Here is a 12,339-nt window from a genome sequence, read left to right on the forward strand (position 1 = left end):
TTAGCTTCACAAGCTTCTTTTCCAAGTGCAAGTATAGCTACTTTAGCTCCACATTTAGCTAAAGCTTCAACCATAGCCCCACAAAGTATTCCTGTTCCACCTGTTACTACAGCTACTTTATTATTTAAATCAATATTAAATGGTAATTTCATTTATTGTACCTCCACCTTCCTTATATACTTGTATACTAGCATATTATTTTTCCTAATTCAATACTTTTTCCTAAATTTTTACAATAAATTACAAATGAAAAGCACCTGTAAATTACAGATGTATATTTTATATACTTTTATTTGAAAAATACCTTTAGTTTTTCATTTATTAATATAGAATGAAATTTGAGAATAGAGCTATTTTATTCTTATGCTTAACTGAATTAAAGAAGTTTTTAATTAATTGTAAACATGCCCAAATGCTTAGAGACAATAATTTTTATAATTTTATATATTAAAAATAAAACCGTATCACTTACTTGTGATACGGTTCATCTCTATTTATTCTAATTATCTAAAACAAAAAACTACTTCCAAAAATGAATAAGGTAAAGGTGTGAAAATATTAAAATTGTTATTAAATAACTCTAATGCTATATTGATTAGTATACTAAGAACTTTTCATTAATTACCTTAAGACATTTACTTAATTTCTATTTATTACTTATTTTAATGATTCTTCTTATACTATGTTCGATTAGATATTTTCTTTATAAAAAGCTTCTAATTTTTCAACAGCTTTTCTAACTAGCTCTTCTTTGTCGTATAAATCATAGTGACTTACACCTTCAATAATGAATAAGTCCTTTTTCTTTGAAGCTGCTTTATTATAAAGTTCATGACCATCTCTATATGAGCCAAATGCTCCTTGTACATCACCAACAATTATTTGTAAAGGTTGAGTTAGTAAACTTTCTGCTAAATTAAAAGCATCAAAAGCTATCACTGATGCTACACTAGTAAAGTTTAACTTATTTGGAGAGTTAGGACTTTGACCTCTTGAAGTTGTGTAATAATCAACAGCTTCTATAATATCTATATCATTAATACCTGCTTGTTCTCTTTCCTCTTGATTTTTAGGAATCCAATTTGTAATCATTGTTTCAGTCCCACGAGCTTCAGCAGTACGTTGCTTAGAAATTGCTTCTAATGTTTTTATAGGATCACTACTTTCACGATATACACGGCCAATATTAGCACCCACTACTGTACCAACAGCTTTGATTCTTTTCTCTGTCATAGCAGCATTTACTGCATAACCGCCTCCTGCACAAACTCCTAATACACCAATACGATTTTCATCTACAAAATCAAGTGTTGTTAGATAATCTATTGCTGAGCGGATATCTTCAACTCTTGCAGCTGGTTCTTCGATATATCTAGGTTCTCCTTCACTTTCTCCTTGATATGATGCATCAAATACAATAGTTACATATCCTAGTTCAGCAAGTTTTTGGGCGTAGATACCTGCAGTTTGTTCTTTACAGCTACTTCCTGGATGAACACAAACAATTGCAGGATTTTGTTTCTTTTCTTCAGCATTTTCAGGTATATTTAAAATACCTGCTACTTGTAAACCACGTGCATTAAATTTTACATTTTTCTTATTTATTTTCATATTTATTACCACCTTTTATTAATTTATAAAATATACACTTGTGAGTTTTAATACTCTCGTGTATATTTATACTATATTATAAATAGAATCACTTCAATTACCAGATTTATATTTTTGTGTATTAATACACATTTTTTAAATTGTGTATACTAAATAAAAGGAGTCTTTTATATGAATAGTAAAATAGATAGAAGGATTATAAAATCACAAAAACTAATTCAGTCTACATTTTTAACAATGTTGATTAAAGATGGATTTGATGAAATCACGGTTAAAAAAATTACTGAACAAGCTGATATAAGTAGAAAGACATTTTATTTACATTATTTAGATAAATATGACTTACTAGATACAATCGTCAATCAGCAATTAAAGGAATTAGAAGAAATTTGTGCACAAAAAAAAGAAAAAGGATTTATAGAAGGAACGGTTATTTGGTTTAATTATTTTGAGCAAAATAAAGATTTCTTTTCGGCTTTGTTTTCGAGTAAAAGCACTGTTTCATTTAGAAAGCAGCTTCTAGATTTCATGATGAACCAACTAAGTAAAAAAATAAATAAGATAACTCATAAAAAAGATACAGAAATACTTGTAAGATTTTTAAGTATGGCTGTACTAGGAATTATAGAATCATTTATATTAGATGAATTAAATTTTAGTACAGATGAAATAGCAAAACAAGTTGGAGAATTGCTTGCTCAAAATATCTCCCTATATTCACATTAAAATACTTCATCATGTATTTTAACAATGTATAGTATAATTGTGAGTAATAACATAAAAATAAACAATATATTCTTTTATTAAATTACTATAATATATAAAACTAAATAAGTAATTTAATCTTTATTAATAAAACTAAAAAAGAGTTAGATAAAAATATGATAAATAAATATTTTTATCTAACTCTTTTGTTTTTACCAACCCCCGAATCGGATTTTTTCCCCCAATAAAATATAAATTAGTTATATTTAATAATTTTGAATTGTTTCACTTATATTATAGTTCGTTTCTTTATTTAACTGATTCTTAAAAGCACATCTAAAAATAAATCTTACAAGTGGTTGTATGAAGAATAGTTGCGCAAAGAATGCAAATGGGAAATTAATTACTATGTTTTGCATCCATTGTGTAATAAATTCTACAGTTATACCATGAAATAAAAATGCTGCTACAAATGACATCATCGGACACATTAATACTATTGTTGAACATATCATTACTGTAGTAATTATATATGGCTTTTCTTCTCTTGGATTTACAATACTAAAAGCTATTTTTTCTGAAAGTGGACCTGCTATAAGTATTTCTAATATGATTGCAAATACAAATTCAACTGGAATTATCTTAAGTGATTTTATAAATACTTGATTAGACATACCTCCTATTTCAATTGCAAGGTTGTAAAACACAAATAAAGGTACTGTTATCATTACAGTAAAAAAAGCGAAAAATATTTTTTGTAATTTTGTCGTTGGCATATAATATGCTCCTTCCTTTTAATAAAATATTTTTTAATACTTAAACAATAAAAAGACACATATAAGCATTTATATCGTAATCTAAATTACGTAGAAAGCTTCATATGTGTCAGTTATTTCAGTATTTTATTTTTTGTAATAAAAAAGACACATATGAGAATTTTGTACCGTAATCAGATTTACGTGCAATGCACTACATGTGTCGTTTCTTTTAGTTTAATATTTAATTACTTTTTTAGTTTATTATATTTTTTATAAAAAGTCAATTTAAACATTTCTATGAGTTTTATTCAGATTTTCTCAATATTTCTGATACTACTATATTCTTACTTGTACTTATTTGTAAAAAGTTTTACTTAAGAAGTATTTACCATGTAAAAATTTTATTTAATTTGGAATATTAATAATGTAGAAAATTTTATTTACTTAGGAGGAAATGTATTATGCAATTAACACCAGCAGAATTACATAATTTACACGAACTAATTTTAAGTTGTGTAAATAGTATAACAAATATGGCACTATATAAAAACCAAATTACAGATCCAGAACTAAAAGCTATGGTTGAAGCTCAATTCCCAGTTCATATACAGGATTATAACCTTAAGGTAAGATTTGTTAAAGAAGCTAGTGCACCTAATGAAAAATTAAATGTACCTCAGTTAAAAATAAACTTGCAGGACTTTACTACATCTCCTGTACAACCAATACCAGTTACACCTAGAACAGATATCCAGCAATTAAATGATAGAGAAATAGCTACAGGGTATCTTTTAACTTTAAAAAGAGCTGGTAGAGAATATGCTTGGAGTTCAATGGAAGCAACTAATCCAGTATTAAGAGAGTTCTTAAAAGATGCCTTTACAATGGCTTGTAATCATGCTTATGAAGTATCTGGGTGGTTAATTAAAAAAGGATTCTATCCTTTATGCTCTGCACCACAGACAGAAATAGATAAAGTCGGATCTCTTTATAATGAAGTACAGCAATTAAATTCATAATATATAAAAAACACTCATATTTATTAAATATGAGTGTTTTTTATATATTATTTATAAGTTAAGATCCAACTATAGCTCCACCATTAGGATGTAAAATCTGACCAGACATATAACTAGAATCATCACTAGCTAAAAATACAAAACTAGTAGCGACTTCAAATGGTTGGCCTGCTCTATTCATAGGAACTTTACTAGTATCACTGCCAAAAGTTTCTACTTGTTCAGCTGAAAAAGAAGATGGTATTAAAGGAGTCCAAATAGGTCCTGGTGCTACTCCATTTACTCTTATGCCTTTACTTATTAATGACTGAGAAAGAGATCTAGTAAATGTTAGTACTGCCCCTTTAGTTGCACTATAATCTATAAGGAGTGGCTCTCCTTTATAAGCTGTAATAGAAGTTGTATTAATTATAGATGCACCTTTTTTTAAATATGGAAGTGCAGCTTTTGTCATATAGAAAAAAGCATATACATTAGTTTTAAATGTATCATCTAGTTGTTTAGCTGTAATGTCTAGTATACTATTTTGAATAAACTGTACTCCATGATTATTGACTAATATATCAATTTTCCCAAAGCACTCTAGAGTCTTTTCAACAACAACATTAGACATTTCTTCATCTCTTAAATCCCCAGGTATTAATATACATTTTCTACCTAATCCTTCTATATAAGCTTTAGTTTCATTTGCATCCTTATGTTCACAAAGATATGAAATAGCAATATCTGCTCCTTCTTTAGCAAATGCATAAGCTACTGCTCTTCCGATTCCACTATCTCCACCAGTAATAATTGCTACTTTCCCTTGTAATTTACAACTTCCTCTGTAATATGGATTATCTGATATAGGTCTTGGTTCCATAAGATATTCTAATCCAGGCTGACACTCTTGATGCTGTGGTGGAAATAATACTTTTACTTTTTCGCATTTTTCCTTTTTCCCAATACTTTTATAAACTGGATACATATAGCACCACCTCTATTTATTAATTTATAAATAAAATTTAATTCAATATAAATTATATTAATAATTATGCTTACTTATGATAAAATATCCTATAAATAAATGTACTAATTCAATAAAAATAAATAAGCTATATTTTTAACACTGTATTAAAATATAGCTTATTTATTAAAAACACCATTTTTACAAAATATTATTTAAGTCCAAGTTTTTGTCTTTTGCTTATTATATGAGCTTCTATAGCCTTTGCAGCTTCAACTGGATCATCTCCTAAAGCTACTTTACCACCTGTTAGGTTCTCAACATCTTCTGTAAGAAGTTTTACTAGATTAGGAGCACCAGTAACAAATGGAGTAGGAGATAAATGTGTATATGCTCCATATGCTACTGCAAATATACCATCTATAGTAGCCTTTTGTTCCATCCACTCTGGAGCAGTAACTGCTATTGGAAGGTCTGGAATATCAACATCAAGGTGATCTGCTAAAGCAGTAACAAGCATTGATATTCTACCTGTATCAGTGCAAGTACCAAAACTTAGTACAGGAGGTATCTTAAGCATATTACATATTTCCTTTAATCCTTCCCCTGCATATTTTTCTACAGAATCTAAATTGCATAATCCTGCTACTTCAAGAGCATGATTACCACAACCTCCAGCAACTACTAATATATCTCTTTTTATTAATTCTTTTGTTATATTAACTGTATTCCAGTCTTGAGGACCATTTCTCAATGTAGAACAGTTTGCAAGCGCAACAACACCTTTTATTTTACCTTCTGTAATTACATCAACTAATGGATCAAGTTTGTTCCCAAGGGCACCTAAAACAGCTTCTGTTGAAAATCCTGCGATAGCTTTTGTAACATGTTTAGGTACCATAGGTTCAATTTTACCATGTCTTTTCTTAAAGTTTTCTATTGCTATTTTAATTAAATTATCTGACATCTCATTAGCCTTTTCTGGATAATATGGCATTTTATGTTCTGTACCAGGCACACCTATTATTGTACTTATGCTAACTAATGCTACTTGATATTTTTCAGCATATTGATCTATAGCTGGTGGTGAACAGTTTTCGTCCATAGCAATAGCATCTACAGTACCTGTTGCAAGTAGTGGTTCTATAGCCAACCAGTTGCCCATAAGGCCAACAAATACATCGTCTACTTCATATCTTTGTAGCAACTCTTGTCCGGTTTCAATAGAGCCAACTACTCTAATACCTTTAGCACCAGCAGCTATAGCTTCATCTTTATATTCACCTTTTCTAAGTTTTTCTATTGTAAGTGCTCCTACCCAAGGTTGATGTCCATTAAATACTATATTTACATAGTCAGGATCCATTATACCTAAGTCAACATTAACTTCATGAGGCATAGGTGTTCCAAATAATATATCTTGTACCATTTCAAGTCCTATTTGTGCTGTATATATAGTAGATAATCCTAATCTAAGACCTTTTGTAGCAAGTGATACATAATCTCCATCCACATTTGTTAAACAGCTTGCAATTGAGTTTTCAACTTCATGTTGAACACCAGAAGGATAAATATGAAGTTCTTTCCATACTGGTTTTCTTTTTTGTGGAGCAAAAGCTTCTGTCATTATACTAGGTTGATCAGGACCTACTTTCATTTCTTTATCAAGAAAATCAGCTAACTCAATAGCAAGTTTATTAATATCTTGATTAGCATCTATTCCTACTTTTTCACACATCCATTTTAACTTAGCTTCATCTTTTATTTTAAATGGAGATTTACCTTCCCCAGTAGCTCTAAGTGTTCTAAAAGCTTCAAATGCATGATGACCATATGTAGCTGCACCCATTATATTTCTCATAAGGAAGTTTCTCATAGCCATGGCATCTGCCCCGATACCACAAACGCCTTTATCAACTCCTGTTTTTTCATTAATTCTACAAGGACCATGTGTACATAATTGACAACTTAAACCTTGAAGACAAAACTTACATCTAATTTTTTCTTGCGGCTCCCATCTTGAAAACACACTTGAAAGGCCGTCAGTTTGTATTCTCTTTAACATTTCCTCAACTGAATCGTGATAACTTACACGACCTTCTAATCTTTCTCTAATTGTTTCACTCATATTTTTGTATTAATCTCCTTTCTATATGTATATATTATTTAGTATTATTTACATATTATTTACATATTATTTACATACTTGTATTTTGTTATTGAATATAAACCCTACCACTTTTTTACAAATATGCATACAGTGATTATAATTGCTATGGCAAATACTTTTAAAAAGTAGGGGGTAAATGCAACTTAATGATTGTATAGGAGTAAAAAAAGAAATCACTATATTAAAACATAGTGATTTCAAGTATTTTTATAAAATATCATATTCCTTGAGGGTAATAAAATAAGTTATATGGATCATATTTTTCTTTTACAATTTTTAACCAAGGCACATTATTTCCAAAGTAACTATATAAGTAATTAGAGATATTAATGTCACAATAGTTGAGATATCCAAATCCTGCATATGGAAGTAAAGATTTTCTTAAATTGTCTACCCATCTAATTGTATCATTAGCATGCATACTATAATTAAGAGTCCACTGAGCATCAATTTGTACTAATATCTTAGCACCTCTATGAGGATATGCGCTAGGTAAATCTTTATTTTCTGCAATCTTTCCTCCCAATAGAAGAAATCCAATGTTTATAGGTGGCTGTATGGGCGGTGAATTGTCTAAATAGTTAAACATTATTTGGCAAGGTTCTTTTCCCAATGACTTATATGCTAATAATCCTGTAATTTTAAATCCTGTTGGTGTAGGCACAAAACCTGGGCGTTTCTGTACAGATTCATTAAAAGTAATATATTTTGTTGTATAATTTATTTTATTTGGAACTTTTAATAAAAGGCTTAAAGCTTTTTCCATTTCTTTTTCTGTACTTCGTACTCCTACTCCATATAGTAAAATAGTGTCTTTAGTCATAGTAACCTTAATTGTATACCTATTATCTAAATCTTCTCCTACTTTTTGAAATGCTTGAATTACTTCATATCTACTATTTTTAGGCCACATAGCATTCATTACTGTTACTTTATCATTTGGGTGTACTTTAAGGGTAAGCGACACTACCACTCCAAAATTATTGCTTCCTGCCCCCCTTAATGCAGCAAATAAATCTTTATTTTCATGTGAATTGGCAGTTATTATCCTACCAAAAGCATCTACTATTTGTGCTTCTACTAAATTATCACATGCTAGCCCATATTCTCTTTGTAAATATCCAACTCCTCCTCCTAGTGTAACTCCCGAAACACCAATAGATGAACAACTTCCTCCAACAAATGCAAATCCATATTCTTCAAGCTTAGAATAAAGTTGTTCTTGGGTGTACCCTGATCCTATTCTTATATAACCTTTATTAGTATCTATTTCAAAATCAAGTAAATTAGAAACATCTATAACAACAGCATCATCTGCCACAGAAAAAGATTCATAGTTATGACCACCACTTCTACAGCGAATATTTATACCTTTTTTTCTTGCCCAATTTACTGCATTAACTACATCTGTTATGTTATTAGGATATACAATTACCTTTGGGTAGTAGTTAAAATATAAATTTGCATTTCTACGAACAATATTATAAATTTTATCTGCTTTAGTTATAACAAGTCCTGTTAATCCTTCAATCATATTAATTCCACCTCTTTTTGACTATATATTATAAAACCAAACGTAATGTTATAATATGTTAATAACTTTAAGACTGTTATAGTATATAATTAAAGCCATAAATATAAAAATATATTATGAGTAACTTAACATATTCTTAAATATTAAAGGGAGTCGAAATTTCCGACTCCCTTTAATATAAATTTTACTCTACAGATTTTAGTGCATCAATCATATTTACATTTTTTAATTTTATATACATCATCACCATAACTAATATGGCAAAAAACATGGTAATTAAACCAGAGATTACATAACTACTAATATCTACAGTTGGTATCATCATCATATTATCCATCTCTGCTGTACTTACTAAAAATACATATAAAATTTTACCCAAAAATGAGCCTGCAAGTATTCCTAATATTGTTAGTATTATATTTTCTCTAAATATATACATTGCAACTTCATTATCATAAAAACCTAGTACCTTTATTGTAGAGATCTCTCTTATACGTTCAGATACGTTTATATTTATTAAGTTGTATAGTACAACAAATGCTAAACTTCCTGAAGCAACTATTATTACTATCATAACTAATCCTAAATCAGCAGACTCACTTAAGCTTCTTATCTTTGAAGTAAGAGTAACATTTACTACCTTGTCATTTTTCATAAGAGTAGTAGCTATTTTGCTTTCATCCTCTATATCTGAATTAAACTTTAGTAATTGTGAATTATATCTTGGTTCACTTTTAAATATCTTTTTATAATATGATGGTGATAAATATATATAATGACCAGCATAATTTTCTACTATATTATCAACCCTAACTTTATGAGTATTATTATCCAAATCAGTTACATTCATATAATCACCAACAGATACTCCTAAAAGTTTCGCCAATTTTTCATTTATAATTACTCCATCATCTGATAGTTTATACTTAGCTTTACTTACTCTATCATTTAATAATATATATTTATTTAACTCATCTATATTTTGTGGTACATACATAGTAGCAGCTTGCTTACTTATACCTGGTTTACTAAAAGTGACTGACTCTTGATAAATATTTAAACTACTTTCATATCCTTTTAAGTTATTTAAACTTTTATCATATTGTGAATCTTCTTTTTTAGTACTTTTATCCTTAAATACTACTATAGCATCATACTTTAATAATTTACCAAATTGAATGTCCATAAATGAAGAATTAGATTTTTCAAGAGATATTCCTGCAACAAGCATAGCCATACATCCTGATATACCAAGTATTGTCATTAACATTCTTTGCTTATATCTAAAAAGATTTCTAAATGTAACCTTTTGATTGAAGTTAAGTCTACTCCATAAAGGCGTAATTCTTTCTAACAATATCTTTTTACCAAGTTTAGGTGCCTTTGTTCTCATTAAATTAGAAGGATTTTCTCTTAATTCTTCTTTTAGTACAATTAATGATGCTCCTACTGTACAAAGTATTGAAGCTACTAAAGACTGAATTATATACGATGGATAATAGTTTATTTTAACCTTTGGTAAAGTAAATGTAGATGAATATGCTTCATTAATTATGTATGGAAGAATACTACTTCCAACTACTATACCAATTACACATCCAAAAGTACTAGCTAATGCTGCATAAACTACAAATTTTCTAGATATTTCTAAATCTTTATATCCTAAGGCTTTTAGTGTTCCTATTTCTACTCTGTTTTCTTCTACCATTCTCGTCATTGTAGTTAAGCATATAAGTGCTGCAACTAAGAAGAAAAATACAGGAAATACTGAAGCTATTTTATCTAAACTGTCAATTGAACCTTTGTAAGTTGAGTAACCAGGATTATCATTTCTATAAAAGAAATAATATTTACTATCATCTAAACCATTTAATTTTTCTTTTTCTTTATCTATCTCTTTTCGTCCATCTATTAGTTTTTCTCTATTTTCCTTGATTTCTTTTTCTCCATCAAAAAGTTTTCTTTCTGAATTGTCAAGCTCTTTTTTAGCCTTATCAAGTTCTATCTGACCTTGTTTTTTACCTTTTACAAGATCTTCTTTCCCCTTTTTAAGCTCTTCTTTTCTATTATCTAATTGCTTTTGAGCTTTTTCAAGTTGAACCTTTCCTTCATTAAATTCAATAACTTTTCCTTCATAGGCACTTACCCCTTGTTGATACTGAGTTATTCTAGCTACTAAGGTTTCTAGATTAGCTTTATTTTCACTTAAACTTTTACTAGCATTTTCTATTTCTTTTGAAATATTTAGAGCTAAAGAAGTGTTTGTTGGATTTTTTTCTAAACTATTTATTAAATTGCTTAATTCATTTAATCCCAAGCTAGGATTAAATATAATACTCTTCCAATACTGAATTTTTTCATTTGAAATTTTTTCACCTTCATTAAGGTTATTTGCACTTTCTTTCATATCATTTGAAAGTGTATTATATGTTGTAATTAACATATTTAAACCATCTATTTGATCTTTATACTTTATTGTACTTTGTGTAGGATCAATTCCTTGGTTTAAAAATTCTTGTTTTGCCTTATCAAGTTCAATTTTAGCTGTATTAAGCTGTTTTTCACCCTCTAAAAATTGCTCTTTTTGCTTATCAAGTTTCCTTTGACCATTATCTAATTGTTTTTGACCTTCAATTAATTTTCTTTCACCATATTTAATTTCTTGCTGGTACTTTTTCACAAATTGTTCATATTGCTTTTTACCATCAAGAAACTTTATTTTCCCATTTTCTATTTCCCTTTGAGCATCTTCAAGCTTTCTTTCACCATCTTCTATCTCTTTATAAGCTTTATCAAATTCTTTTTGTGCCTCTAATTTTATTTCTTCAATTCTTTCTATAACTCTATTTGAGTATAAATCTTCAAGATATTTATTATTTTCTTCCATCTTTTCTTTGTACTCATCACTATATGCACCAAGTTTTTCTACATTTTTAAATCGTACATATATTTCAGTATACATATCCATTGATATATCAGAGCTATTTAATATTGCAAAGTAATCTACACTTCCTTTTCCAACATTAGTTGTTCCTCTAGACATGTTATCTATATACATAGGACTTTGTACAAATCCAACAATCTTAAAAGTTTTCTTATTAAAATACTTATTTGAGTCTTCATCCGATTCTATTGTATACTTATCACCAATTTTTAGATTTTTATTTTCCTTTAAAGCATTTTCATCTAAAGATATCTCACCACTATTTTTAGGTAATCTACCTTCTGTAACAATAAGTTTATTTATATTGTTAGCATCATTTGGATTATACTCCATAAACTTAACAACATTATTTGTATTAGTTAAGTTTACATCTATACTATGTGTTGCATAGTAATCTAGAATTTTATCATTATTTTCAAGTAACTTTAAATCATTTTCATTAAGACCTATACTAGATACTATCTTGCTATCCATTAAGTTTTGTTGGCTAAAAAATTCATTTATGGATTCTTTTAAGTCTGGTCCACTTGATTTAATTCCAGAGTAAAAGGCAACTCCTAAAAAGATTATGGCTAATATAGAAATAAATCTTGCTTTTGAAGATAATATTTCTCTTGTTATTGATTTTTTATATGCTCTATTTTTCATTTTC

The 12,339-nt window shown here is 28.5% G+C and carries 8 protein-coding genes; 2 read left to right on the forward strand and 6 right to left on the reverse strand.

Annotated features, from left to right (window positions below):
• Positions 1-690: 690 nt before the first annotated feature.
• Positions 691-1,611, reverse strand: coding sequence for an alpha/beta hydrolase (locus I4U66_RS06130; RefSeq protein WP_195928602.1), 921 nt, complete (start codon positions 1,609-1,611; stop codon positions 691-693).
• Positions 1,612-1,782: 171 nt separating this feature from the next.
• Between I4U66_RS06130 and I4U66_RS06135 the strand changes: the two genes are divergently transcribed.
• Positions 1,783-2,337 carry a TetR/AcrR family transcriptional regulator C-terminal domain-containing protein gene (locus I4U66_RS06135; RefSeq protein ID WP_092925553.1) on the forward strand — a complete coding sequence of 185 codons (555 nt, stop codon included), beginning with the start codon at positions 1,783-1,785 and terminating at the stop codon, positions 2,335-2,337.
• A gap of 245 nt (positions 2,338-2,582) precedes the next feature.
• Here I4U66_RS06135 and I4U66_RS06140 read toward each other — a convergent pair whose 3' ends face one another.
• Positions 2,583-3,092, reverse strand: a complete 510-nt coding sequence (locus I4U66_RS06140) for a DUF2798 domain-containing protein (protein WP_195238120.1) — start codon at positions 3,090-3,092, stop codon at positions 2,583-2,585.
• Positions 3,093-3,535: 443 nt separating this feature from the next.
• On the opposite strand from I4U66_RS06140, the gene I4U66_RS06145 reads away from it, so the two are divergent.
• Positions 3,536-4,093, forward strand: a complete 558-nt coding sequence (locus I4U66_RS06145) for a spore coat protein (protein ID WP_092925549.1) — start codon at positions 3,536-3,538, stop codon at positions 4,091-4,093.
• Between the two features lie 58 nt (positions 4,094-4,151).
• Here I4U66_RS06145 and I4U66_RS06150 read toward each other — a convergent pair whose 3' ends face one another.
• The 4 genes from I4U66_RS06150 to I4U66_RS06165 all read right to left on the reverse strand — a co-directional run bounded on the left by I4U66_RS06150 (position 4,152) and on the right by I4U66_RS06165 (position 12,335).
• A complete protein-coding gene (locus tag I4U66_RS06150; protein ID WP_092925547.1) occupies positions 4,152-5,060 on the reverse strand; it encodes an SDR family oxidoreductase in 909 nt (302 codons plus the stop codon).
• A gap of 190 nt (positions 5,061-5,250) precedes the next feature.
• Positions 5,251-7,167: an anaerobic carbon-monoxide dehydrogenase catalytic subunit gene (gene cooS / locus I4U66_RS06155; RefSeq protein ID WP_195581531.1), complete on the reverse strand. Its 1,917-nt coding sequence runs from the start codon at positions 7,165-7,167 to the stop codon at positions 5,251-5,253.
• Between the two features lie 259 nt (positions 7,168-7,426).
• Entirely contained in the window at positions 7,427-8,743 is a 1,317-nt protein-coding gene (locus I4U66_RS06160) for an FAD-dependent oxidoreductase (RefSeq protein ID WP_195928603.1), read from the reverse strand.
• Positions 8,744-8,927: 184 nt separating this feature from the next.
• On the reverse strand, positions 8,928-12,335 hold the full coding sequence (locus tag I4U66_RS06165) for an FtsX-like permease family protein (RefSeq protein ID WP_195928604.1): 3,408 nt from the start codon (positions 12,333-12,335) through the stop codon (positions 8,928-8,930).
• Positions 12,336-12,339 lie beyond the last annotated feature (4 nt).

This window comes from Romboutsia sp. D33t1_170424_H2, from assembly GCF_015669105.1.
Lineage (GTDB): Bacteria > Bacillota > Clostridia > Peptostreptococcales > Peptostreptococcaceae > Romboutsia_C > Romboutsia_C hominis.

Excerpts from the sequence above, each read along its gene's own strand:
- I4U66_RS06130 (WP_195928602.1), bottom strand. The coding sequence starts at position 1,611 with ATGAAAATAAATAAGAAAAATGTAAAATTTAATGCACGTGGTTTACAA.
- I4U66_RS06135 (WP_092925553.1), top strand. The coding sequence starts at position 1,783 with ATGAATAGTAAAATAGATAGAAGGATTATAAAATCACAAAAACTAATT.
- I4U66_RS06140 (WP_195238120.1), bottom strand. The coding sequence starts at position 3,092 with ATGCCAACGACAAAATTACAAAAAATATTTTTCGCTTTTTTTACTGTA.
- I4U66_RS06145 (WP_092925549.1), top strand. The coding sequence starts at position 3,536 with ATGCAATTAACACCAGCAGAATTACATAATTTACACGAACTAATTTTA.
- I4U66_RS06150 (WP_092925547.1), bottom strand. The coding sequence starts at position 5,060 with ATGTATCCAGTTTATAAAAGTATTGGGAAAAAGGAAAAATGCGAAAAA.
- cooS (WP_195581531.1), bottom strand. The coding sequence starts at position 7,167 with ATGAGTGAAACAATTAGAGAAAGATTAGAAGGTCGTGTAAGTTATCAC.
- I4U66_RS06160 (WP_195928603.1), bottom strand. The coding sequence starts at position 8,743 with ATGATTGAAGGATTAACAGGACTTGTTATAACTAAAGCAGATAAAATT.
- I4U66_RS06165 (WP_195928604.1), bottom strand. The coding sequence starts at position 12,335 with ATGAAAAATAGAGCATATAAAAAATCAATAACAAGAGAAATATTATCT.